This window comes from Pseudomonas sp. CBZ-4 (genome assembly GCF_000346755.1).
Taxonomy (GTDB): Bacteria; Pseudomonadota; Gammaproteobacteria; order Pseudomonadales; family Pseudomonadaceae; genus Aquipseudomonas.
The window spans coordinates 1-23,972 of the sequence record NZ_ANNV01000107.1 but is presented as its reverse complement, the minus strand read 5'-3'; the positions used below and the strand labels follow the sequence as shown (position 1 = coordinate 23,972).

Sequence of the window (23,972 nt, the reverse complement as noted above, 5' to 3'; positions counted from 1 at the left end):
TGATACAGCGCTATCGCGGGCAAGCCCGCTCCCACAGTTTGATCTGCATTAATCCGGCGATGACGCAGTAGGTCGCCAGGAGCGGATCGACCAGATAATCCCAGTAGTTCTCCGACGCCTTCAGCCGCAGCGCAAACGCCAGCGTGCCCACCGCCAGCATCCAAACCACCAGCGTGTTGCGCAGGGCCAGCATCAGCAGTGTCAACGCCGCCACCCACACAATCATCGGCCGTGGGTTGAACCCCCAGCGGTACGGATCCACATACGTCAGCCCCATCGTCGCCGGGTACAGCACCACGGCCAGCACACCGAACAACAGCAACAGTTGCACGCGGTGCGGCCGAGCAAGCGGCTGCACCACGCCCAATCGGCTCAAGGCAACCCACGCCAGCAACACCAGCGTGCTGATCGCCAAATCATCGGTAAAACTGCGCACATACGCCGCCAACGGCAGCTCATTGACCGGGATAAAACTCAGCGCCACCAACACCGGCAGCAGCCACGGGCGCCACGGCTGGGTGAGACGCAGCGCGCACAGCGCCACAAACCCCAGCAACACAAAACTCAAATGGGCCTGCCACAGGGAAACCATCACAGACGCTCCGCCAGCCAGGCTTCGTTGAAGCTGACATGTTTGATAAAGGTGTTATTCCACGAATAGACCAGGTGGTAAGTACCGTCCGGGCTGCGGCTGAAATACGGGTACTCGTATTCGAAATCGCAGCCACGGGGTTTGCACACGCGGTAATCCAGGTTGCTCAGGAAGCGCTGTTCCAGGGGCAAGCGTTGCGCGCCGCTGGAGGCGCGGAAGCCTTCGCCGATGATTTCCTTGTAGGCCTCGGGGGAGAACGGCGCGCCCAGCGGGTCCGGCGACTGGTCCAGTTGCACCACGGTGCGCCACTGGCTGAGCTGGGCATCGGTGCCGTAGAGGCTGAGCTTGAAGCGGCCGTCTTGCAGGTCGTTGAGGGCCACCAGCAAACCATCGTCTTCGGTGCCCACCGCCGCCAACGACGAGTTGGGGTTGGCCGGTTCCAGCGGGTACGGCTCGCTCCAGGTTTGCCCGGCGTCGGTGGTGCGGCTGGCCAGTACGCGGTGATGGGTGTCGCCGGCGTAACGCAGCATCGCCACGGCGCGCTGGCCGTCCAGCGGTACGATGGTCGGTTGCAACGAATGCTTGCCGCGGCTGATGCGGAATTTGTCGATCACCGCGCCATCGGCGCTCAGGTACAGGTATTCGGCAAACTTGCCCATGAACTCGTGATACACCGGCAAACCGATGGAGCCGTCGGCGTGGAACACCGGCGCGGCGCGCACCAGGGTGCTGATATTGAAGAACGGCGACGTCACCAGTTGCCGTGGCGCCGACCAGCTGGCGCCGAGGTCATCCGAGACCATCACATTGATCGCACTGGCGGCCCAGCCACCGACTGACACCGACACGTAAAACATCCACAGGCGTTTGTCCGGCGCGAGGGCGATCACCGGGTTGCCGAGCTTGCGGATATAGCGCTGGGTGCCGTCGCGGGTGCTTTCCCGCGTGGCCAGCACTTGCTCGGCGCCCCATTCGCCGCTGTGGGCATCGAAGCGCGCGGTGCGCACCTGCACATCGGCGGCGCCTTCGCGGGAGCCGGCGAACCACACCGCCATCAGGTCGCCGCCGGGCAGGGCGGTGACGGAGGAGGAGTGCACAAAGTCCGTCAACTGCGTCGACACAAAGCGGCTGGTGTACTGCGGGGTCGCTGCGACCTTCGCGGTATTCGGGCTGGCCTGGGCAAACGGCGCCAGCACATGGGGCGGATGGCTTTGCCAGGCGGCGAAAAACACCGCGAGCACGCTGCAAATCAATAAGGCGGAGCGCATAGGAGACCTGTGGATAAAAGGATTACTGCCCACGTTCATCCGGCAGGCGCTTCCTGCGACCGGTGAGCATGGATAACGGCAGGTTGTCGCGCACCTGGACACTTTCAAACAGCGCCGCCAGCACGTGGATACACACCAGGCCCAGCAACCCATTGGCGGCGGTCTCGTGGATTTGTTGCGGCCAGTCGGCGCCCCACAGGGCATCGACTTCCTGCATCAAGAAGCCGCTGACGCCGATAGTGAGCAGCGCGAGCAACATCAACAGCATCACCAGCGCGCCAATCGGCGAATGGCCTAGCCGATGTTGCGGCCGGCGATTGAGCAGCGAAAGCAGGTGGGCATTCAGCCGTTTGGGTGTAGGCCAAAAGTCCGCCCAACGTGCGCTGCGCGGCCCGACGAATCCCCACACCACGCGCACCAGCAGCCAGGCCATGGCGTAGTAGCCCAGCCAGACATGCCAGTCATCGCCTGCTTCGTTAAAGAAGTAATTGGCGATGAAAACCCCGGCGATCGACAGATGAAACAGCCGCACCAACGGGTCCCACAGGCGCAGGGATTCGCCTGGCATCAACCTTTGATCTCAGTCTTCACGGCTTTGCCGGTGACCGGGTCGTGGTAGATCTCGACCTTGCGCTTGTCTTTGTCGAAGCCGTAGATCTCGTAGCAGTTGCCGTCGGTGACCTTGAACTTGCTGATCGTGTAGCCCTCGGCCTTGAGCTTGTCCTGGAAGGCTTTTTCGTCTTGCCATTGCGAGCGCTCGGCGGTGGTGCACTGCGGGCCGGCGAGGGCCAGGGGGCTGGCGAGGACGAGGGACAACAGCAGAATTTTGCGCATGGAAAAGCTCTCAGCAGAGGTGGGAGATTTCACAGTGCTAAACCAACCTTAGGGCAACCTTAGTTGGCAACGCGCCGTAACATCTTTGCCAGCGTTACGCCGCTGAAACCCGGCATGATTTCGCCGTTTCCTACAGAGATTTCGTAATGCGCCTACTCCTTGTCGAAGATGATCGTGCCCTCGGCCAGGGGATTCGCGTGGCCTTGGGCGCCGAAGGCTACACCCTCGACTGGCTGCAAGATGGCGTGGCGGCCCTGCACGCGCTGCGCACGGAATCCTTCGACCTGCTCCTGCTCGACCTCGGCCTGCCACGCCTCGACGGCCTCGACCTGTTGCAGCAACTGCGCGCCGAACAGCACGACTTGCCGGTGCTGATCCTCACCGCCCGCGACGGCACCGCCGAACGCATTGCCGGCCTCGACGCCGGCGCCGACGACTACCTGGTCAAACCCTTCGACGTCGAAGAACTCAAGGCCCGCGTACGCGCCCTGTTGCGCCGCAGCCAGGGCCGCGCGCAACCGCTGCTGGAACACGCCGGCATCAGCCTCGACCCGGCCACCCAGCAAGTGCGCTATCAAGAGGGGGAAGTCATCGTCACGCCGATGGAGTACCAACTGCTGCACCAACTGATGGTGCGCCCCGGCAAAGTGGTGACCCGCGAGCGCCTGTCCCGCGCGCTGTACGGCTGGCAGGACCGGGTCGAGAGCAACACCCTGGAAGTGCTGATCCATAACTTGCGCAAGAAGTTATCCACAGAGCTGATCCGCACCGTGCGCGGTGTCGGCTACGTGCTGGTGTTCACGCCATGAGCTCGGTGCGTGCACGCATCCTCATCCCGGTGTTGGTCCTGATCCTGCTCGGTGATGCGCTGATCAGCTGGCTGGTGCTACGCGACAGCCACCACGAAATCGAAGAAGTCTACGACGCCCAACTCGCCCAAAGCGCGCGCCTGCTGCAAGGCGTGCTGCGTCAACGCGACCCTGGCGAAGCCGACTGGAACAGGTTGCATGAGGCCTTCGACCAGGCCATGAGCCGCGTGGGGGAAGAGGGCGTGGCCCATCCCTATGAAACCCGCCTGACCTTCCAGATCTGGCGCGCTGACGGCCAACTGCTGGTGCGCTCCGCCGAAGCCCCAGTCTTGGCCGCACCGCCTGCAACCCTCGGCTCCCACGACCTGATGGACAACGGCAACGACTGGTGCGCCTTCCTGCTTGCCGACCCGCAGCAAGGGTTATTGATTTGGGTGGGCGAGCGCGACGACATTCGCCAGGACGTGATCCAGCGCATCATGCGCCACACCCTCTGGCCCACGTTGATCGGCGTGCCGCTGCTGGCGGTGTTGATCTGGCTGGTGATCGGTTGGGGCTTCAAACCGCTGCGCGCCATGGCCCTGTCGATTCGCGGGCGCAATACCGACACCCTGCAGCCGCTGCATCTGGCGCCACTGCCCAGCGACCTGGAACCCATGCAAACCGCGCTGAACCGGCTGCTCGTGCAAGTGGATGACCTCTTGGAACGCGAACGCCGCTTCATCGCCGACGCCGCCCACGAACTGCGCACGCCGTTGGCGATCCTGCGCATCCACGCACAAAACGCACAAAGCGCCGAAACCCCGGAGCAACGCCGTGAAGCCCTGGAGTTTCTGGTCAACGGCGTCGACCGCGCCACCCGCATCGGCAGCCAACTGCTGACCATGGCGCGTATTGAGCCGCAACTGAGCAACCCGGTGCGCAGCCGGGTGCAACTGACCGAGCTGGTGCGCGAGGAGTTGGCCGAGCTGGCGCCGTTGGCCATGGAGAAAGGCGTGGAGTTGGTGCTGGAAGGCGAGGAAGAGGTTTGGGTGGAGACTGAACCTGTCGCGCTGGCGATTGCGTTGCAGAATCTGGTGACCAATGCGCTGAATTTTTCGCCGGCTGGCAGTGAAGTGAGAGTGGTGATTGGCGTCAATTGTCTGAGCGTCGAGGACCAGGGACCGGGGATTGATGAAGCGGAGTTGAGTCGCCTGTTCGAGCGGTTTTATAGCCGGGGGAATGCCAACGGCGCGGGGTTGGGGTTGGCGATTGTGGAGATGATTGTGGGCAAGATTGGGAGTCGGTTGGCGTTGTACAACCGCGAACACGGCGGCTTGAGCGCCCGCCTGGAATTCTGACCCGGCACCAATCCCCTGTGGGAGCGGGCTTGCCCGCGAAGGCGGCGTGTCAGCCGATATAAGTGCTGGCTGATCCACCGCTATCGCAGGCAAGCCAGCTCCCACACTTAGACCTGCGCCAGACTCGGGAAATGACTGCGCCACCAATCACTTTTGGGAAATGTCGAGGCCTAGCGTAGCGGCAAACGAATCCGGGTTTTGCGCCCGAAATGATTTGAAGGTCTGGTACTTCCAACGCTCACCGCTTGTGTCGTCATCAGTGGTACTGACTTCGCCAAAGTACCAGTGCTCTGATTCATAGGTCTCTCCATCCTCGTCCACATACACAAAGTGAAAGCCAACCTCATGAAGCCCCGGCGGAACCGTCAGGCCCCATTCACTGGCCAGACTTCGACCGATGATGCGGGTTTGACGAAAGTGTTCGTACTCAAACGGCTGAGTGGCCCCCAGGTAGCGGCTTTCATCTGTGTAGACACAGACTTCGCTGGAGAACATATCGGGAATCATAATGTTGGCGACTACCCAGCACTCGGGAGCTTCGTCGGGTCTGGCCTCAAGCAAGTAACCGGCGGCCCTGATCAATTGTTGCGCGCAGTGCGCCAGGATTTCCGGTGTGGTTTGTTTGCCTTCGACAAGGGACTCGATCACGGGGATTTTTTCGTTTTCGAATCCGCGGTCCAGTGGTAGTTCTGAGTAGAAGCTGCCTTCGAAGCTGTCGGCCCAGCGGGTTAGGGCTCTGAGGCGGCGGGGGATGTTGCGGAGTTTTTTGTTGGACAGTGAAAGTCGGCGCATGAGGTTGGAATGCTCTGTGGCTATATTAGTCGTGTGATGTAAGAAACAAATCAAGGTGAGTGGGCAGCTTTAGCGCACTTGCTTCTTCTATTTTGAGTATTTGTTCTTTCGTCAATTGATAGTCAGATATGCAGTCCTCAGGTTTTTCCCATCCCATGATTTCCATCAGGTCTTGAATGGATAGAGGTAACACTTGTTCAAACGATGCAAAGTCCTCGTTAGGCAAAACGCCCATAATTGAATGGTTCATGGCTCTACCGTCCTTCCAGGTTTAGCTGGCTTACGTTGTTTACCGGTCAAATGATCAAACTCGCCGAGATGAATTCCGTGCTTGGTGTACTTTTCCACTGCGCCGTGTTGAGCGTCCCATTCATAGATCGTCCCGTCGGGGTCTTTCCATCTGGGACGTTTGCCGCCCCCCTTCATTGGTGTTTTCGAACGAGCCCATTTTGCTTTTGGAAACGCGGCTAAGAGCTTTGGTTTGGGGTGATATGTGTGGTCCCCAGCCCTAACACTCACCACCACATACAACGGCCCAACCCCCGACTCCACCGGGAACACCAGAATAAAATCCCGATACTTCGGTGGATAAACCGGGTTCACCAAAATCTGCGCAGCCTTCTGCGTCGGCGGATAAATCCAGATCACCGGCGCTTGCGGCGCCGCCTCCAACGCTGGGATTCCCAAGGTGTCCCCCGGATCAACCGCAGGCGTCCAGATCAGTTCCACACCCTCGCCCAAATCCGCCACAAACCGATCGCCACGGTTTTGGAACTGCACCACATCGATCATCTGCCAGTCGGCGTTACGGCCGGTGTAAAACCCATAGCCCTTGAGCGTGCCGTCCTCCAACTGCTCGATATGCAAACGCATCTGCGAGCGCGCCCGCTGCATCGAACGCAATTGCTCATCGGTGTAGAGCGCGCTATCGCCCAACGCTGCTGGCCACGCCAGCCCGACCAATCCCGCTAGCAACCCACTCGCTACCGTGCCAGCCGCAACAGCCGCCGACTCCACCACCGTCGCCCGCAATGCCAACGATCCCAAGCCGACAGGCAGTGCACTGCCGCTGATTTTGCTCAAGGCAACCTCGCCTTGGTCATCCACCTCACGGCCGCCCAAAAGGCTGAAATGGCCGTATTCCCTGATCAGCTCAAGAGGGACGTAACCGGTTGGATCGTTGTAGTGAATCAGCCCGTCGGGCAGTTGGCAGGGTTTGAGGAATGTGCAACCGGGAGGTTTGGTGGGTGCAGGGTTTGCGGGTGGGAGAAGGGCGAGCAAGTCGATGGGCGGCGAATGGGGCACGCGCTTTGGTTGCGGGATCAGGATGCGGCGTTTGAGTTGTTCTTCTTCGGTGATGGGGTAGGCGCGTTCTGACATGACCGGCTCACTTCCTTGTGTGGGGGGAGTGAGCCTACGAGGGGCAAGCAAGCGCCTGGAATCAGGGTTGTTCGATGGTTTTTGTGGGAAAGGTCAGCTGGCTTGTCGCGACGTTGAAAGTGCTTATTTGAGCGCTTTCATCTGCCTGCGGGAGGCGTGCGCGCTTTGGACTTCAGGCAAACCGTGTACGCAAGTAGGACCGCTCTGATTTTCGTCTGCCTCCTCTTTGCCGACGAGGCGTTTGCTACGGTCACGTGGTTGGTTTTTTAGATTCTAGGGCATGTTCTCGGATTGTCACGAGTCCGGATAAATCTGGTTTTGGAGTTCTTCATATGGTGATCAAAGAGGTTGGATTTGCTGTCCTGGTGGTAGCTGTAGCGGCTGGATTGTTTAACGGAGTGGTGGTTGCAGGATCTGCGTACTTTGGGCCGTTTTATGAAAGTGATGCGGAGCAGAGTCGGAATTTTGGGCTTTGGTGGGTGGGAAATGGTTTGGTGGTTGTGGGGGCGTTGGTAGGGCGCGTGTTGCTGATGGATGGGAGAGGATGATGGGGCCGTTTAGTGGTGTTGGGATTCAGCTTTGCAAAATTGGGCGACGGAGAAGGGTTCGGTTTATGTTTAGGATCTTGCTGAAAAAGCGGCGGGAGATTCAGAGCCAAGAAGCGATGGAAGCACTAGTGCGTCAGGCTCAGGAGTTGGGGATGGGGTATGACTTGAAGGAATACAGACGCTGACCCTGTTTCGTGTGCATGGCTGAAATTTTTAGCCATAACCTCCCGCTTTCTGACTGTTGCTCGTTCGAGCTATCTTTTCTCGTCGCTTCCACCCCAGCGACCGGACTTGAGAATCCGAGAAACAATAGGCGCATAGGCGCCACCATCCATTAGACTGTTGGCGCTTTTTTGTGCCCGCATTGTCTGTGTCATGGCGGCTATGCGTGGGAGACCTTCGGGTCTGCCGGGTTCCTATTGTCCCGGTTTCTCAGCCCGCGCATAGCTGCCACCCATTCGCATGAGAAACGAACGTGGCAGCTCTACATTAGGAGCTAAAGCAATGAACGTTTCTGATAGGCGATACCCACGCAACACTACAAGCCACACCCCCGCCCCGTGCGGAGGTGCCCAATGATCAACCCACCTCTCAACAAAACCCTCGGCATCATCACCTTCTCCACCTGCGGCACACCGCCCAACCAACACCACCTATTCCGCATCAACTCCGGCGTCCCCATCCGCGAAGCCCTGGAGCATGCCTCCGAGCTATTGCACTGTTCCAAACTGCTGGCGCTGGACGCTGCCATGGACAAAAGCGCCGACCGCTATGCCTGGGCCGCGCATTATTTGGGGGAGATGGCGAAGGCAGTGGTGGATGATTTGGCGAATGGGATGTTGCCGAATGGGGTTACTGACGTGGATGGGGTTGCTGTGTAAGGCTGTGGTTTGAGGGTGTGGGGGCGGGCGTCTTCGCGGGCAAGCCCGCTCCCACATTTTTGATCCGGTACATTCGTTGGATCGTGTAGGCAGTAAAAAAGACCTTGGGGCGCCAAGGTCTTTTTTTTGCCCGCCGATTAGCTCAGCAAATGCTTGGAAATCAACCGGGAGATTTCCACAATCGAAGTCTTGCCGGTGAATTCAAACTTCACTTTCCCCAACGAAGAAAAGTAAATCTCCAACTCCGAATCCAGGTCAAACGTCCCGGACGTTTCCACCGAGTAGGCGACGATATTTTTGTACGGCAGCGAAGTGAAGTCTTTCTTGCTGCCGGTAATCCCCTGCACGTTCACGGCGATGATGCGTTTGTTGGTGAAGACCACGCCGTCGCGCATGGACTTGTACGCGTCGATCACTGTTTCGCCGTCCAGCAGCAAGGCTGATACGCGTTCGGCGTATTCGTTGTTTTGTTTGAGTTTGAAGAAGCCTTTGTTGTTGAAGTCGATCATCAGGTACTCCTTGTGGTGGGGCGGTGGCGGCGCGTCACTGGATGGCTTTCAGGTAGTCCTTGAGTGCGTCGAGCGGTGAGCTTAGTTCCTCCAGCGTAGTGGCTTGCTGCACGTCGGCGGACAGCTTTTGCAACTCCCGCCCCAACACCGACTCAGCCCCACCCACCGCCTCCAGCGCCTGCCCCACACACTCCTCCACCTTCCCCAAAACCCCAGCCAAATCCCCCTGCCTCACCAACAACCCAAACACCTCCCGCTCATACCCATCCATCACCAGATCATCGCGCAAGACCGGGCTGCCGCCGTCCTCCTCGTGCACCAATTTCAGTGCAAAAAGCGCCACAGCTTCCAGCGTCAATTCCATGGTCTCGGTTCCTCAACAGTCGGGGGGGAGGGCGATGATCACTGTTCTGCCGCGCAAAAAACAACCCCGGCTGTCATCGCTCCAGGATCAATTCCACCCGACGGTTACGCGCGCGGCCTTCAGGCGTAGCGTTATCCGCCAGCGGCCGGGTGTCGGCATAGCCGATGGCGGCGAGGCGTCCGGGCTGGATGCCGTTGGCTTGCAGGTAGCGCACCACGCTGCCGGCGCGGGCGCTGGAGAGTTCCCAGTTGGAGGGGAAGCGGGTACTGCGGATGTCTTGGGTGTCGGTGTGGCCGGCGACGACGAGTTTGTGGGGGACGCTGTCGAGCACCGGGATGAGCTTGTGCAGTACGGCGAGGCCGCCGAGGTTGAGGTCGGATTGGCCCGAGGGGAACAGGATTTCGCTGCTGATGCGAAAGCTCACGCTGCTTTCATTGGTGACCACTTCGATGTCGTTGCCCAATTGATCCAGCGGCAGTTCGTTGAGCAGGTCTTGCGTGGTGGGCTTGGGCGGCTCTGGTTCAATGACGGCCACGGGCTCAGCCACAACCGGCTCTGGCTCCACAACCGGAACCAACAACAACGCCCCCGGTACCTCCACCGACGTCAAACCCTTCATCGTAAACACCGGCGGCCCACTGAACTCGCTGCCATGCCGCGTACGCTCATGCCCCTTGCCCGCCAACGCCAGCATGGCCATGGTCACCACCAGCAGCAACGTCATCATGTCCAGGTACGTCATCATCCATGTCTCACCCGCCGCGTCCTCCATCGGCGGCATGCCGCTGGCAATCGCTGCGGCCTGGATGCGCGTCACCGGCCTCACGTGCGCGGTTTCCAACTGAGCCGCAGCGGCACACGCAACGGTTCGTCGCGCAGTTCATTCTGGTAATGCGCCACAAAGGACTTGAGCGTCTCGCGCATCAACCCCGGGCTGCGTTTGTTGGCCATCATCGCCACGCCTTGCAGCACCATGTTCATCACCACCACGCGCTGTTCGGTGCGTCGCTCCAGCTTTACCGCCACCGGTTTGCACAGCAGGTTGGCGAGCAACACGCCGTACAGCGTGGTCATCAGGCCCACCGCCATCTGCCGGCCGATGGTCACCATGTCGCCATCGCCGAGCACGAACATCAGGTTCACCAACCCCACCAATGTGCCGAGCATGCCGAACGCGGGAGCGTAGCTGGCCATCACGCGGAACAGCTGCGCCTCGGCATGTTCCTTGGCCCGCAGCCGGGCGATGCGCCATTGCAGCAGGTCGAGGATGTCGTCCAGCGGGGTCTTGTCGATGACCAACTGCACGCCGGAACGCAGGAAGGGATTTTTCACGCCGTCGAGCACCTCTTCCACCGCGCGCAGATCACCGTCGATCCACAGCCGCGAAAGGCTCACCAACTCGTCGATGTCTTCCTGGGTGTACTCGCGCTCATACCGCACCACGGTCTTGATCAGGCTGAAGATGCGCAGCACTTCGCGCAGCGGGTAGCTGATGAAGGTCGCGGCAAAGGTGCCGACCACCACAATGCCCAGCGCCGGCAGGTCGACGAACAAGCCCGGTTGTTGCGCGCTGAACACCAGCAGCACCGCCAGCAGTAGCAGGCTGGCGAGCAGGCCGATCAGGGTTGAGGGGTTCATGCAGCACTCCAGTTGTGGGCCAAGGCAGGCTTTATAACGTGCGGGGTGCGCATTCAAATCGGCTAATACAGGCACTTTCCCTGGCGAAATCGGGGGGCTGCGCAATTTTTTTCAACGGCTGCCTAAAGACGGCAGATCGGTTCGCCGATGTTCGCTTTGTCTGTACGGCAACGGCGTGGAATGTCCTCGGCGCCGGGCCCGAACTCTGTCCCCAGCGGCTCACCCACGAAAGGAACTGCACCATGTCAGTCATCAATACCAACATCACGTCCATGATCGCCCAGCAAAACCTGAACTCCTCGGAGAGCAGCCTGAGCACCTCGATCGAGCGCCTGTCGTCGGGCCTGAAAATCAACAGCGCTTCCGACGACGCCGCAGGGCAAGCGATTGCCAACCGCATGACCTCGCAGATCACCGGCCTGTCCCAGGCCAGCAGCAACGCCAGCGACGGCATCTCCCTGGCGCAGACCACCGAAGGCGCGCTGGACCAGGTGAACGACAACTTGCAGCGCATCCGTGAGCTGTCGGTACAAGCGGCCAACGGCACCAACTCCCAGTCCGACCTGCAATCGATCCAGGACGAGATCACCCAACGCCTCGACGAGATCGACCGTATCTCCTCGCAAACCGCATTCAACGGCGTGGACGTGCTGTCCAAAGACCAGACCATCACCATCCAGGTCGGCGCCAACGATGGCGAAACCATCGACATCAAGCTCAGCGAAATCAACGCCGACACCCTCGGCCTGAGCAGCTTCAACGTGAACGGCTACGACACCACCCTGACCGCCAGCACCCTGTCGGATTCCGCAGGCACCGCGATCACCTCGACCAACACCAGCTATGTCGACAAGTCCGGCACCACCGTCACCGGCGGCACCCTGTCCACCGACGCCGATGGCGACTACTTCCTGACCGTCGGCGGCAAGACCTACGCGGCCGAAGTGACCCTGACCACCGACGGCACCACCACCTCGGCGAGCATCAGCATCGACACCGACAACGCGGTGAGCAAGAAGTCCACCAACACCCTGACCACCCTCGACAACGCCCTGAACACCGTGGACTCCATGCGTTCGGACCTGGGTGCGGTGCAAAACCGGTTCGACTCGGCGATCACCAACATTTCCACCACCACCACCAACCTGACGTCCGCACGTTCGGGCATCCAGGACGTGGACTACGCCACCGAAGTGTCGGCCATGACCAGCGCGCAGATCCTGCAACAAGCCGGTACGTCGGTATTGGCCCAGGCCAACTCGATGCCGCAACAGATGTTGTCGCTGCTGCAATAAGTACTCGCAGGTAAAGAAGGGGCCAGCGCACGCTGAGCCCCTTTTTTTGTGCGCGCAATCCCCGGTAATCACCCTGCTGGGGCGGGTTTATCCGGGCTTTGGTGGAGGGGGTGTCGCGCTAGCATTCCCGCAGACTATTTATCCACAAGGCGAATGCCCGTTCATGCCCAAACCCCAGCGCCCCAAGACCCCGCAAGGGTGGAAAGACCTCGGCAACCAACAACTGCGCAGCGCCCCGGAGCAAGCCCTGGCCAGTTTCGAGCAGGCCTTGCGCCTGCTGCCAGACGAGCCCCAGGCCCTGGAGCTGGTCGCCAAGACCGCACAAAAGCTCGGCCAGGCGGATCGCGCCCTGGAGCTGGTGCTGAAAGCGTTGGCGATAGCCCCGGATTTCGCCATCGGCCATCACCGGCTGGCCACGTTGTACTTCGAGAAAGGCCAGTTCGCCCTGGCCCTGGCGCATGTGCAACAGGCACTGGAACTGGCGCCGCAGGATTGCCGCATGCTGTCGCGCCAAGGCTTGATCCTCAACCGCCTGGAGCGCCACGGTGAAGCCATCGCGGTGTTCGAAAAGCTGATCGAGCGCGAGCCCGGCGACTACAGCCACTGGAACAACGCCGCCAACCTGTACAAGGACATCGGCCAACTGGGCAAGGCCGACACCTACTACCAAAAGGCCGTGGCCCTGGCCAAGCGCAAGGACGTGCTGCCGTACTCCAACCGCCTGACGTCATTGCACTACGACCCCGAGCGCAGCCGCGATTACATCTTCGCCGTGTGCAAGGAATGGCAAGCGCGCTTCGGCCCTAAAGTCGTGCCGCCACGCCCCGAGACGGACAAGACCGCCAACCGCCGCCTGCGCATCGGCCTGGTGTCCGATGGCCTGCGCCAGCACCCGGTGGGCAATATGATTGTCGGCGTGCTGGAAAAACTGCCGCGCCACCGCTTCGAACTGTTCGCCTACAGCACCAGCCAGGTCTGCGACCACCTGACCCGGCGCATCCAGGCCAGGGTGCAGCAGTGGTTGGCGATCAAGCATATGGACGACCAGGCCCTGGCCCAGCGCATCCGCGAGGATCGCATCGATATCCTGATCGACCTCTGCGGCCACAACGCCGGCAACCGCATGGGCGCCATGGCCTTGCAGCCGGCGCCGTTGCTGGTGAAGTGGGTCGGCGGCCTGATCAACACCACCGGCCTGGACGCCATCGACTACCTGCTCACCGACCGCATCGAATCCCCCGTTGGCGAAGACGCCTACTACACCGAAAAACTCATTCGCCTGCCCGACGACTACATCTGCTACGACCCGCCGCCTTACACACCCGACATTAAACCCTTGCCCGCACTGGCCAACGGTTACGTCACCTACGGCTGCTTCAACAACCCGACCAAGATCAACGACCTGTTGCTGGCGCGCTGGGCCGAGGTGATGCGCGCCACGCCAAACTCACGCCTGTTGCTCAAGGGCGGCGCGTTCAGCAACCGCGAGCTGCGCGGCCATGTGCACGGCTTCATGGCGGCCCAGGGCATTGCCGAAGAGCGTGTGCTGATCGAGGGCCCGGTGGGCCACAAAAGCCTGCTCGACACCTACAACCGCATCGACATCGCCCTCGACCCGTGGCCGTATTCCGGCGGCCTCACCACCTGCGAGGCCTTGCTGATGGGCGTGCCGGTGGTGACGTTCCCCGGCCCGACGTTCGCCGGGCGCCACTCGGCCACGCACCTGATCAACGCCGGGTTGCCGGAATTGGTGGTGCACAGTTGGGAGCACTATCAGCAGCGCGTGATCGAATTGGCCAGCGACCTCGACAGCCTCACACGTATCCGCAGCCACCTGCGCGAAGTGCTGATGGGCTCGCCGGTGTGCGACAGCCAGCGGTTTGCCAACCATTTCGATACGGCCATGCGCGCCATCTGGCAGCGCTACTGCGAGAACACACCGCGCGCCGCGTTGACGCTGGACGCGCAAGGGCAGGCCCGTTTCGACGGTGACGACGCTGCTGTCGAACTGCAACACCCGGCCGCACCGCCAGAGGACGAAGGTTTCCGCTTCACCTTCCAGGGCAAAGTCGTGACCCTCGACCACGGCGGTACGTTGATCGCATCGGCGCAGTTCGTGGCCCTGCAAAAAATGGCGGCGTTTTCCACCGTCGCCTTCGACCCCGCCAGCCGCATCAGCAATGCGCGGCAACTGGCCCAGCTCGGTGAGTTGCACTACTACCCCCACGCCGCGCTGGGCAATGGTCAGCCGGCCACGCTGTATGCCTGCCTCGATCCGAGCCTGAGCGCCACGCTGGCGCCGCTGGCGGCTGCAAATGTGCTGGCCAAACTGGCGTTGCCGACCCTCAAGCTGGACGCGATCAACGGCCTGCCCGCGGTGGATTGGCTCTTGCTCGACAACCTCAACGACAGCCTCGCCGTGATCGACCACGGCCAGCGCAGCCTCGCCGAGACGTTGCTGGTGCAGGCCCGGGTCAACTTCGCGCCGACCCATGACCAGCAGGCCGATGTAGGCTTGATCAGCCGCTGCCTGGCCCGGCGTGGCTTCAGTTTTTACCGCCTGAACAACTTGCAGCATCAGCCGCAGACCTCCCACCTGGTGTGCGCCGACGCCCTGTTTCTGCCGGATGCCACGCGCATGGCGGCGCTGTCGGATAACCAGCGTTTGAAGCTGGCGTTCCTGTTGCACACGGTCTACGCCGCCCACGATGTGGCGGGTGAACTGCTCAAGGCCATCGACAACGACCTGGCCACCCAATACCTCAAGCACTGCCAGAACCCGCAGTCGCTGGAGTTGCCCCGCGAGCCCATGAAGGAACCCCAGGTCACGTTCCCGGCAGACGTCGCCGCGTACGTCAAAACCCTCTACACCCAGGCCTCGGTGATCCTCGAATACGGCAGCGGCGGCTCGACCCTGCTGGCGGCGAACCTGCCGGACAAAACCGTGATCGCGGTGGAAAACGACGCCCATTGGGCCGCAGACATGCAAACCTGGATCGCCAACGCCACGCTGCCCTCACGGCCACTGATCTACCCGGTGAACGTGGGCGAAACCGGCAAATGGGCCCGCCCGAAAAACGCCCGGCACTGGAAGAAATTCCACACCTACCCGTTGAAGGTCTGGGATGAACCGTTCTTTGAGCAGCCGGATGTGATCCTTATTGATGGGCGCTTTCGCATCGCGTGTTTTGTGACGGCGTACCTGCGGGCGACCAAGCCGATGATCGTGCTGTTCGACGATTATCGGGATCGGCCGCACTACCATGTGGTGGAACGCTTGGTGAAACCCAGCGAGTTTGTCGGGCGCATGGCGCGGTTTGATCTGCAACCGCTGATCCATCTGCCGCGTGAAGAGTTGACCTGGTTGGTGGCGAGCTTCAACGAAGTGGCCTACGCCGAAGCCTGATTTGAAATGCAATCCAAATGTGGGAGCTGGCTTGCCTGCGATGACGGTGGGTCAGCTAAATAGTTGTTGGCTGATACACCGCCATCGCAGGCAAGCCAGCTCCCACATTTTGATCTCTGGTGACCTCAGGAATGTGGCGGCCTAGTCCTTCATGCTGACGTGCAACCGCGCAATCGCCTGAGCATGCAACTGACACACCCGCGACTCACTCACCTCCAACACCACCCCAATCTCACGCAAGTTGAGCTTCTCGTGATGACACAGCGCAAGCAGCAGCCGTTCCCGCGCGGGCAGGGCGTCGATGGCGCGGGTCAGGTCGGCACGGTTGCGTTCGTTGAGCAGTTCGGCAAACGGGGTTTGCAGGCGCGAGCTGGAGCCTTCGCTGTGTTCTTCATCGATATCGTCGAAGGGCAGCATCTGGCTGCCGTTGGTGTCGTCGAGCACCTTCTGGTAGTCGGCCAGCGTCAGGCCCATGGCCGAGGCCACTTCACGCTCCTTGGCCGGGCGGCCGAGGTGTTGTTCGACGCGGTGCATCGCCTCTTCCACCGCTCGCGCATTGCGCCGCACGCTGCGCGGCACCCAATCGCGGGTGCGCAACTCGTCGATCATCGCCCCGCGAATGCGCTGGGAGGCGAAGGTGGCGAAGGTCGCGCCAACGTTCAAGTCATAGCGCGTCATGGCATCGAGCAAGCCGATGCTGCCGGCCTGGATCAAGTCGTCCAGTTCAATATTCGACGGCAACCGGGTCTTCAGCCCGAGCGCCTGGCGCCGGACCATGGGCAGGTACTGCTGGAGCACTTCCTGCTGGTTTATCTTGCCCTGTGCCGTATACATCGTGTGCGCCTGCGAAAGACAGAAAATCCACGGGATTATTACTGCTGGGGCGGGGGGCTTAAGCGCAGAACACCAGCACGGCAGATGACATATTCCCTGCTTAGCGAAGTTCCAATGTGGGAGCTGGCTTGCCTGCGATGGCGGTCTGTCAGTTGATAGATGTGTTGCTGGTCCACCGCTATCGCAGGCAAGCCAGCTCCCACACAAGCCGGTTTCCACAGTTAGGTTTCATTGATCAGTAGTAGGCGCACGGCGAGATACCGCTGCGCGGCTTCGCGCAAGTTGCTGAGCAAACCTTCCTGGGGCAAACCTGAGTGCAACGCCAACACCTGCCCCGGCCCGCCATAGTCATGCAACAGGCTCAAGGTATTGAACGCCCGCTCAAACGCCCCCAAGTCGCTGCCCACCCAAATCCCCCAGCGCGATTGCGCCCACTCGGGCTGATACTTATCCACAGCCCGCACCCGCCAGCGCGCCGGGTCACCGACCCAGCGCTGGCCTTGCCGATGCCAACGCGCCAACGCCTGTTGCGCCAGTAGCGCTTCGGGCGCCGCGCCGAACAGCAGCAGCGTGCGCTGATTGAGTTGGGCCCACTGGCGCAACCCCGCGGCCTGGTCATGCATGCTCGAAGCTGTCCATGACGGCGGCCAGGTGCAGCAACCCTTCAAGGATTTCCCGCGCCTGCCCACGGGGCTTTTTCGGCAGTAACCCGAGCAGTTGCGCCCGCGCCTGGAACGCCCAGTCATCCGGGGCCTGGACCAGCCGCAAGGCGCTGGCGGCGAAGCCGGCGGCCAGGTAGTGGCGGGGTTCGGCGTGCAGGTGCGGGTGCAGGTCGAGCAGCCGCGTGGAACTGCGGGCGGTCAGGTCGGCCAGTTCGTCCTGTTTCAGTTGGTGCAGCAGTTCGGCGGCCTGTTCATGCAGCGCGTGTTGCTCCTCGACCAGCCAATAGCGCTGGCTCAGATGCTGGCCGCTGTGACTGTCTTGCAAGGTGGCGAACCAGGCGCGTACAGCGCTGCCTTTATAGGCCACCGGCAGATGGCTCAAGGTCACCCGCGCATGGCGGTTGCGGTAGCGCAATGCGCGGATGCCGAAGCATTCGCTGCGCTTGGCGAGAGTGCCCAGGGGATGTGACTGCGCTTCAAACACCGCCCGCTGGCTCGCCTTGCCGGGCGTGATCCACGCCGCGCTCGACGTCGCTGGGGGGTCGCCGAGAAAACCCTCCCAACACGCCTGCGGCTGCGCCATCAACGGCCAGACCTGCACCAGCAAGGCAAAGCCCTCGACGTGCGTGATCAGGCTGTCGCGCAAGGCCAGCAGCGCCTTGCGCTGGCCCAACAGGCTGCGTGCCAGGGCGTCGAGGTGCGGGCGGCTGGCGCTGGCGGGAGGCGCCGCAAACCGCGACGGCCGGGAAATATCCAGTGCCTGCTGCAAGAACGCCGACGCGCCGGGCAGTTGCAAATCTTCCGGTACCTGTTGGCCCGTTGATAAATAATTCAAGCGCAAGCGGTGGCGCATCACGGTCTCCAGCACCGGCCCCAAGCGCGCCGCCTCGTCGCACTTGCTGATGATGCAATCGTCCAGCCGACAGTCGGCCGCCTGCGCGGCCTCACGGTAGGTGTGCACCACTTCATCCAGGGTGTCGCCGTGGCTGGCGGCATTGAGCACCAGCATCAGGCGCACGCCGCGCAGTTGCTGGATGTGCGCGAGCAAGCGTTGATCGCGCTGGCTCATGCCCACGGTGTCGATGATCACCAGGCGCTTGTCGGCCAAGCGGCTCAGCAGCGGATCGAGCGCAGCCTGCGGCGCCAGCGTGTGCAGTTCGACGCCGAGCAATTGCGCATAGATATTCAGCTGCTCATGGGCGCCGACCCGAAAACTGTCGGTGGTCACCAGCGCCACATCGCCCGGACCCTGGCGCATCACATACCGCGCCGCCAACTTCGCCGTGGTGGTGGTCTTGCCCACGCCGGTCGGCCCGACCAGGGCAATCACCGTGGGCGCCTGGAACAGCTCGGCTTCATCGCCCAACAGGTTCAATTGACTGTCGAGGCGTTGCATCAGCCAGGCCTTGAGGCGTGCCGGCGTGGCATCGGGCAAGTGCGCGGGCGTGCGGCCCAGCACGTCTTCGCTGAAACCGGCGCTGAAGCCCGCTTCCAGCAGCCATTCCAGCAACGGCGGTGCGCTCGCGGTTTCTTCGCCCTGGGCCATGATCTCCACGCCCGCGTCGGTCATGCGGCTGGACAGGATCAACGCGTCTTCGCCCAAGGCCGCGCGCACCTGGTTCATCGCCTCGCGGCTGTTGGCGCCGATAAAACGTTGCGCACTCACTTAGGCTTGCCTCCGATCACATGGGTCATGCGCAACGTGCGGTCGTCGGGGATTTCGCTGAGGGCGATCACCGTCAGCTGGCGCAAGCGCCGGCGCAGGAAGCGCGACAGCACGGGGCGCAGTTTGTTGGGCACCACCAGCACCGGTGGTTCGCTGCTGTTTTCCTGGCGCTTGAGGGTCAGGCTGGTCTGTTGCATCAGGTTGTCGGCCAGGCTCGGCTCCAGCGCGCCGCCGTTGCCCACGGCCTGCATCAGCACCTGCTCCAGGTTGAAATCCAGGCCGATGACTTTCAGTTCGGCCTGGTTGCCAAACAGCTGGTTGACGATGGAGCGACCGAGGGCGATGCGCACCACGGCGGTCAGTTCCTGCACGTCCGGCGGCTGCAGCACGCCGCCGTGTTCGGCGAGGGCGTCGAGAATGGTGCGCATGTCGCGGATCGACACGTTCTCTTCCAGCAGGTTTTGCAGCACCCGTTGCAGCACCGTCAGCGTCACCAGCTTGGGCACCACTTCGTCGATCAGGCCCTTGCTGTCGGGGCCGAGCTTGTCCAGCAGCTTTTGCACTTCGCCACGGCCGAGCATGTCCTTGGCGTGCTGGTGCAGCAGGTGGTTGAGGTGGGTGGCGGTCACGGTGCTTGCATCGACCACGGTGTAGCCGTAGATCTGCCCATGCTCGCGCAGGTTGGCGTCGATCCAGATCGCCGGCAGGCCAAACGCCGGGTCCACTGCCGCCGTGCCTTCCAATGTGTGGGTGACCTTGCCCGGATTGATCGCCAGCCACTTGCCGGGGAACACTTCGCCCCGGCCGATTTCCACGCCCTTGAGGCTGATGATGTAGGTGTTGGCGGCCAGCTCCAGCTTGTCGCGCACATGCACCACGGGCGGCAGAAAGCCCACGTCCTGGGCGAATTTCTTGCGCAGGCTCTTGATGCGGGTGATCAGTTCGCCTTGCTGGCGGGCGTCCACCAGTTGGATCAGGCGGTGGCCGACGCGCAGGCTCAGGGTGTCGACCAACTGCACGTCGTCCCACGAGGCTTCGCTGCCTTGGGAGGCGGATTTGGGCAGCAGCGTTTGGGTGGGCGAGCCTTCCGGCGCCAGCGCTTCCTGTTTGGAAAACCACCAGCCCAAGCCGCCCAGCAACCCGGTCAACAGCAGGAACACCAGGTTCGGCATGCCCGGCACCAATCCGAGCAGGCCCATCACGCCAGCGGTCATCATCAGCACCTTGGGCCGGCTGAACAGCTGCCCCATCATCTGCTGGCCCACGTCCTGTTCGGTGTTGACGCGAGATACGGTCACACCCGCCGCAATCGAAATCACCAGGCCGGGGATCTGCGCCACCAGGCCATCGCCGATGGTCAACATGGTGTAGGTGTGCGCCGCATCGGCAAACGCCATGCCGTGTTGCAGGATGCCGATGGCCAGGCCGCCGATGATGCACACGCCCATGATCACCAGGCCGGCCACGGCGTCACCGCGCACGAACTTGCTGGCGCCGTCCATGGAGCCGAAGAAGTCCGCTTCCTGGGCCACCTCTTTACGCCGTTGGCGCGCTTGCGGTTCGCCGATCAAGCCGGCGTTGAGGTCGGCGTCGATGGCCATTTGCTTGCCGGGCATCGAGTCCAACGTGAAGCGCGCACCGACTTCGGCGATACGCCCGGCGCCCTTGGTGATCACCATGAAGTTGATCGTCACCAGGATCAAAAACAGCGCCAGGCCCACGGCAAAGTTGCCGCCCACGAGGAACTCGCCAAACGCCTCGATCACCTTGCCGGCCGCGTCGGGACCGGTGTGGCCTTCCATCAGGATCACCCGCGTCGACGCCACGTTCAGCGACAGCCGCAGCAGCGTGGTGAACAGCAGCACCGAGGGAAATGCGGAGAAATCCAGCGGCTTCTCGGTAAGCATGCTGACCATCAGCACCATGATCGCCAGGGCGATGTTGAAGGTGAACAACAGGTCGAGGATGAAGGTGGGCAGCGGCAGGATCATCATCGACAGGATCAGCACGATCAGCACCGGGCCGGTCATGACTTTCAGGTCGGTGGTGGCCAGCCAGGAGTCGGGGCCGAAGAATTCGGTGATGCCTTTCATGCGTTCGGTTCATCCTCAGGTGTCGGGTTGCGCGGGCCGCGCTGGTCCATGCCCGGCGGTACGCTCAGGTTCGCCGGGGTTGGCGGCAGGTCGCCGCCGTGCTCGCTGACGCGCTTGAGGCGGATCGCCCAGGCGACGACTTCGGCGACCACGGTGTACAGCTCGATGGGAATCTCACGGTCCAGATCGACGTGGAAATACAAGGCCCGCGCCAGTGGCGGCGCTTCCAGCATCGGCAGGTGATGCTCGGCGGCGATCGCGCGGATGCGCAGGGCCACGTCATCGGCGCCCTTGGCCACCACGCGCGGCGCGCCGTTCTTGTCTTTCTGGTAGGACAGCGCCACCGCGAAGTGGCTGGGGTTGGTGACGATCACGTCGGCCTTGGGCACCTTGCTCATCATTCGCCGCCGCGCGCGGGCCTGCTGCACCTGGCGGATCTTGGCCTTGATATGCGGGTCGCCGTCGGCGTTCTTGTGTTCCTGGCGTTGCTCTTCCTTGGACATGCGCAGGTTCTTGGCGTAGGTCCACAGCTGGTACGGCGCGTCCATGCCGACCACGATAATCAGCGCCGCCACGCACATCGCGCAGGCGCTGGCGGTCAGGCTCATCACCGTGGCCAGGGCTTTGGGTGCGGGCATGTTGGGCAAGGTCAGCAATTGGTCGAGATGGCTGTTGAGGAAGCCGTACGCGACGGTGCCGATCAGCGTGGCCTTGGCGACGGCCTTGGCCAACTCCACCAGCACCTGCACCGAAAACAAGCGCGCCAACCCGCTGATCGGGTTGACCCGCGAGAACTGCGGGCGCACCGCCGCCAGGGTAATCACCAGGCCGCCGAGCAAGGCCGGAGCGGCGAGTGCGGCAAAGGTCATCAGCGCGAAAAATGGCGCCAGCGCCAGCAGGGTGTTCTGGCTCAGTTGCCAGAGCACCGTGAGCATGCGCGCGGTGTCGAACAGTTGAGCGCGGTCAAACAGCAACGCCTGTTCCATCACCTGGCCGAGGCTGTCATACAGATGCCCACCCATCAGCCACAGCCCGCCGATGCCGGCCAGCAGCATGACAAAGGTGTTCATTTCGCGGGAACGCGGGACTTGCCCTTCTTCGCGGGCCTTTTCGATGCGGCGCGGTGACGCCGCTTCGGTCTTGTCTTCTTTGCTGGTCTCGGCCATGGCGCCATTGTGGGCGGGCGCGGGGGCGGGTGATTAGGCGAACATCACGCACAATTGCCGGTTATTGCGAGGATGGTTCCGGTGCACTGGGCTCAGTGCCGAACTCATCCTGGGACAAGATCCGCTCCGCAACCCGACGATCCAGCACGATGATTTCAATGCGCCGGTTGGCCGCGTCGAAAGGCCCTGCACCCTTGAACGGAATGCGATCAGCCATGCCCGACACCCGCAGCAGCTTGTCGGAATCCAGCCCGCCCGCCACCAACTCTTGTCGCGAAGCCTTGGCACGGTCGGCGGACAAATCCCAGTTGTTATAGCCCGCATCGCCGCCGGGGTAAGGGTGGCTGTCGGTGTGGCCGCTGATCTGGATGCGGTTGGGCAGTTCGTTGAGCACCGGGGCAAAGGTCTTGAGCAGCTTGCGCAGGTAGGGCGCGACGTTGGCGCTGCCCAGTTCGAACATCGGGCGTTTGTCGGTATCCAGCAGTTGCACGCGCAGGCCTTCGGGGCTCAGTTCAATCGCGATCTGCTGCTTGAGTTCGCGCAGTTGCGGGTCGCGGTCGACGGCGGCGTCGAGGCGGTGCTTGAGGGATTCCAGGTGGCGGCGTTCTTCGCCGGACAGGCGCGGGGTGTGGCGCAGTTTTTCCCCTTCGACACTGCGCGGGTCAGGGCCGCCGCCGGGGATCGCGCTGGCGCTGTTGGCGCTGCGCTCGCCTTTGCTGATCGCTACCAGCAGCGGCGTGCTGAAGTAGTCGGCGATGGCGTCCTTGTCGTTCTTGCTTGCGTTGGACAGCACCCACAGCACCAGGAACAACGCCATCAGTGCGGTCATGAAGTCGGCGAAGGCGATTTTCCAGGCGCCGCCGTGGTGGCCGTGTTTCGCGGCTTTTTTGCGGCGGATGATGATCGGGCGCTCGCTCATGCGCCGCCGCCGCTGCGCACGTAGGTTTCCAGTTCCAGGGCGCCGGGGCGTTCGCTGCTGTGCAGGCCCTTGCGGCCGAATTCCACGGCCAGTTGCGGCGGCATGCCTTGCACGCTGGCCAGCAGGGTGACGCGGATGCATTGCAGCATCTTCACCGACTCCGCGGCCTGGCGCTCGATGCGGCAGGCCAGGGGCGCGACCAAACCGTAGGCCAGGTAAATTCCGAGAAAGGTGCCGACCAGTGCATGGGCGATCATCTGGCCCATCAGGTCCGGGCCGACGTTGACCGCACTCAACGCCTTGACCACGCCCATCACCGCCGCAACGATGCCGAACGCCGGCAGGGCGTCGCTGACTTTATAGAGCGCGTCGGAGGGCAGGCTGGACTCGTGTTCGAACGCCTCGATCTCGTGCAGCATCAACTCGTCGAGTTCGTGGGCCTGCATCGCGCTGCTCACCAGCAGGCGCAGGTAGTCGGTGAGGAACAGGATGATCAACGGGTCGCTGACCAGCCGCGGGTAGGGCGCAAACACCGCGCTTTGCGCCGGGTCTTCGATGTCCCGCTCCAGGGATAGCATGCCCTCGCGGCGCGCCTTGCTGAGCAGGCCGTACATCATCGCCATCAGCTCCAGGTACAAGCGTTTGTCATAGCGGGTGCTGCGTTTGAAGCGCGCGATGGCGCCGAACGTGGCGCGGATCGCCTTGCCATTGTTGGCCGCAATAAAGGCGCCGACGCCGGCACCGCCGATCATCAGCAGCTCCATCGGCTGGTACAGCGGGCCGAGGCTGCCACCGGACAGGACGAAGCCACCGAACACCGACAGCAGTACAGCGATAAGCCCGGATACGATGAGCACGTGGTCGTTTCCTTATATTCAAGCAATGGGTGACTGGCTGAATATCGGCAACGGGGATGGGTGAATTGAGAGGTTCTTCGATCCCAAGAACACCAAAAATCCAATGTGGGAGCTGGCTT

24 protein-coding genes are annotated in these 23,972 nt (G+C 62.2%); 6 read left to right on the top strand and 18 right to left on the bottom strand.

The genetic code is table 11. The features are described 5' to 3' along the window. Positions 1-10: 10 nt before the first annotated feature. The 4 genes from B348_RS0114825 to B348_RS0114810 are packed head-to-tail and all read right to left on the bottom strand — an operon-like array spanning position 11 to position 2,694. A complete protein-coding gene (locus B348_RS0114825; RefSeq protein ID WP_017736860.1) occupies positions 11-592 on the bottom strand; it encodes a hypothetical protein in 582 nt (193 codons plus the stop codon). Beyond that, positions 592-1,860, bottom strand: coding sequence for an exo-alpha-sialidase (locus B348_RS0114820; RefSeq protein WP_017736859.1), 1,269 nt, complete (start codon positions 1,858-1,860; stop codon positions 592-594). The genes B348_RS0114825 and B348_RS0114820 overlap by 1 nt, the downstream gene beginning before the upstream one ends. A 22-nt stretch (positions 1,861-1,882) precedes the next feature. Then, positions 1,883-2,428 (bottom strand): cytochrome b/b6 domain-containing protein, encoded by a 546-nt coding sequence (locus tag B348_RS0114815; RefSeq protein ID WP_017736858.1) that lies wholly within the window; start codon positions 2,426-2,428, stop codon positions 1,883-1,885. Then, complete coding sequence (locus B348_RS0114810) at positions 2,428-2,694, bottom strand: PepSY domain-containing protein (RefSeq protein WP_017736857.1); 267 nt, start codon at positions 2,692-2,694, stop codon at positions 2,428-2,430. Before B348_RS0114810 ends, B348_RS0114815 begins: the two co-directional genes overlap by 1 nt. Positions 2,695-2,840: 146 nt before the next feature. On the opposite strand from B348_RS0114810, the gene B348_RS0114805 reads away from it, so the two are divergent. Continuing rightward, positions 2,841-3,503, top strand: coding sequence for a response regulator (locus B348_RS0114805; protein ID WP_017736856.1), 663 nt, complete (start codon positions 2,841-2,843; stop codon positions 3,501-3,503). Then, positions 3,500-4,843: a sensor histidine kinase gene (locus tag B348_RS0114800; RefSeq protein WP_017736855.1), complete on the top strand. Its 1,344-nt coding sequence runs from the start codon at positions 3,500-3,502 to the stop codon at positions 4,841-4,843. Before B348_RS0114805 ends, B348_RS0114800 begins: the two co-directional genes overlap by 4 nt. 147 nt (positions 4,844-4,990) lie before the next feature. On the opposite strand, the gene B348_RS01000000130050 is transcribed toward B348_RS0114800, so the two are convergent. Genes B348_RS01000000130050 through B348_RS0114785 form a run of 3 tightly spaced genes read right to left on the bottom strand, consistent with a single transcriptional unit; the run spans position 4,991 to position 7,015 of the window. Further along, entirely contained in the window at positions 4,991-5,635 is a 645-nt protein-coding gene (locus B348_RS01000000130050; RefSeq protein ID WP_017736854.1) for a DUF3916 domain-containing protein, read from the bottom strand. 25 nt (positions 5,636-5,660) lie between these two features. Next, positions 5,661-5,885: a pyocin S6 family toxin immunity protein gene (locus B348_RS0114790; protein WP_017736853.1), complete on the bottom strand. Its 225-nt coding sequence runs from the start codon at positions 5,883-5,885 to the stop codon at positions 5,661-5,663. Beyond that, the gene (locus B348_RS0114785; protein WP_026136798.1) at positions 5,882-7,015 is read right to left on the bottom strand and encodes a colicin E3/pyocin S6 family cytotoxin; all 1,134 of its coding nucleotides are present in this window, start codon (positions 7,013-7,015) and stop codon (positions 5,882-5,884) included. Before B348_RS0114785 ends, B348_RS0114790 begins: the two co-directional genes overlap by 4 nt. Positions 7,016-7,347: 332 nt before the next feature. On the opposite strand from B348_RS0114785, the gene B348_RS0114780 reads away from it, so the two are divergent. Together B348_RS0114780 and B348_RS0114770 are read left to right on the top strand one after the other, a co-directional pair. After that, positions 7,348-7,563, top strand: a complete 216-nt coding sequence (locus B348_RS0114780; RefSeq protein WP_017736850.1) for a hypothetical protein — start codon at positions 7,348-7,350, stop codon at positions 7,561-7,563. Positions 7,564-8,138: 575 nt separating this feature from the next. Beyond that, a complete protein-coding gene (locus B348_RS0114770) occupies positions 8,139-8,444 on the top strand; it encodes a DUF3077 domain-containing protein (RefSeq protein ID WP_017736848.1) in 306 nt (101 codons plus the stop codon). A 137-nt stretch (positions 8,445-8,581) separates the two neighbouring features. On the opposite strand, the gene B348_RS0114765 is transcribed toward B348_RS0114770, so the two are convergent. The 4 genes from B348_RS0114765 to B348_RS0114750 all read right to left on the bottom strand — a co-directional run bounded on the left by B348_RS0114765 (position 8,582) and on the right by B348_RS0114750 (position 10,955). Next, positions 8,582-8,953 carry a PH domain-containing protein gene (locus B348_RS0114765; RefSeq protein ID WP_017736847.1) on the bottom strand — a complete coding sequence of 124 codons (372 nt, stop codon included), beginning with the start codon at positions 8,951-8,953 and terminating at the stop codon, positions 8,582-8,584. Positions 8,954-8,987: 34 nt separating this feature from the next. Beyond that, the gene (locus B348_RS0114760; RefSeq protein WP_017736846.1) at positions 8,988-9,317 is read right to left on the bottom strand and encodes a hypothetical protein; all 330 of its coding nucleotides are present in this window, start codon (positions 9,315-9,317) and stop codon (positions 8,988-8,990) included. A gap of 73 nt (positions 9,318-9,390) precedes the next feature. After that, the gene (locus tag B348_RS0114755; protein ID WP_017736845.1) at positions 9,391-10,143 is read right to left on the bottom strand and encodes an OmpA family protein; all 753 of its coding nucleotides are present in this window, start codon (positions 10,141-10,143) and stop codon (positions 9,391-9,393) included. After that, a complete protein-coding gene (locus B348_RS0114750; protein WP_017736844.1) occupies positions 10,140-10,955 on the bottom strand; it encodes a motility protein A in 816 nt (271 codons plus the stop codon). The genes B348_RS0114755 and B348_RS0114750 overlap by 4 nt, the downstream gene beginning before the upstream one ends. Before the next feature lie 242 nt (positions 10,956-11,197). Between B348_RS0114750 and B348_RS0114745 the strand changes: the two genes are divergently transcribed. After that, positions 11,198-12,250 (top strand): flagellin, encoded by a 1,053-nt coding sequence (locus B348_RS0114745; RefSeq protein ID WP_017736843.1) that lies wholly within the window; start codon positions 11,198-11,200, stop codon positions 12,248-12,250. Between the two features lie 163 nt (positions 12,251-12,413). Further along, the gene (locus B348_RS0114740; protein WP_017736842.1) at positions 12,414-15,656 is read left to right on the top strand and encodes a tetratricopeptide repeat protein; all 3,243 of its coding nucleotides are present in this window, start codon (positions 12,414-12,416) and stop codon (positions 15,654-15,656) included. 141 nt (positions 15,657-15,797) lie between these two features. Here the strand turns inward: B348_RS0114740 and B348_RS0114735 are convergent, their stop codons facing one another. The 7 genes from B348_RS0114735 to motA all read right to left on the bottom strand — a co-directional run bounded on the left by B348_RS0114735 (position 15,798) and on the right by motA (position 23,853). After that, positions 15,798-16,490 carry an RNA polymerase sigma factor FliA gene (locus B348_RS0114735; protein WP_017736841.1) on the bottom strand — a complete coding sequence of 231 codons (693 nt, stop codon included), beginning with the start codon at positions 16,488-16,490 and terminating at the stop codon, positions 15,798-15,800. A 221-nt stretch (positions 16,491-16,711) separates the two neighbouring features. Next, the gene (locus B348_RS01000000130045; RefSeq protein ID WP_017736840.1) at positions 16,712-17,113 is read right to left on the bottom strand and encodes a hypothetical protein; all 402 of its coding nucleotides are present in this window, start codon (positions 17,111-17,113) and stop codon (positions 16,712-16,714) included. Then, positions 17,106-18,818: a hypothetical protein gene (locus B348_RS0114725; RefSeq protein ID WP_017736839.1), complete on the bottom strand. Its 1,713-nt coding sequence runs from the start codon at positions 18,816-18,818 to the stop codon at positions 17,106-17,108. Before B348_RS0114725 ends, B348_RS01000000130045 begins: the two co-directional genes overlap by 8 nt. Next, on the bottom strand, positions 18,815-20,911 hold the full coding sequence (gene flhA / locus B348_RS0114720) for a flagellar biosynthesis protein FlhA (RefSeq protein ID WP_017736838.1): 2,097 nt from the start codon (positions 20,909-20,911) through the stop codon (positions 18,815-18,817). The genes B348_RS0114725 and flhA overlap by 4 nt, the downstream gene beginning before the upstream one ends. Then, positions 20,908-22,077 carry a flagellar biosynthesis protein FlhB gene (gene flhB / locus B348_RS0114715; RefSeq protein WP_017736837.1) on the bottom strand — a complete coding sequence of 390 codons (1,170 nt, stop codon included), beginning with the start codon at positions 22,075-22,077 and terminating at the stop codon, positions 20,908-20,910. The genes flhA and flhB overlap by 4 nt, the downstream gene beginning before the upstream one ends. A gap of 61 nt (positions 22,078-22,138) precedes the next feature. Then, complete coding sequence (motB, locus tag B348_RS0114710; protein ID WP_017736836.1) at positions 22,139-22,996, bottom strand: flagellar motor protein MotB; 858 nt, start codon at positions 22,994-22,996, stop codon at positions 22,139-22,141. Further along, entirely contained in the window at positions 22,993-23,853 is an 861-nt protein-coding gene (gene motA / locus B348_RS0114705; protein WP_017736835.1) for a flagellar motor stator protein MotA, read from the bottom strand. The genes motB and motA overlap by 4 nt, the downstream gene beginning before the upstream one ends. Positions 23,854-23,972 lie beyond the last annotated feature (119 nt).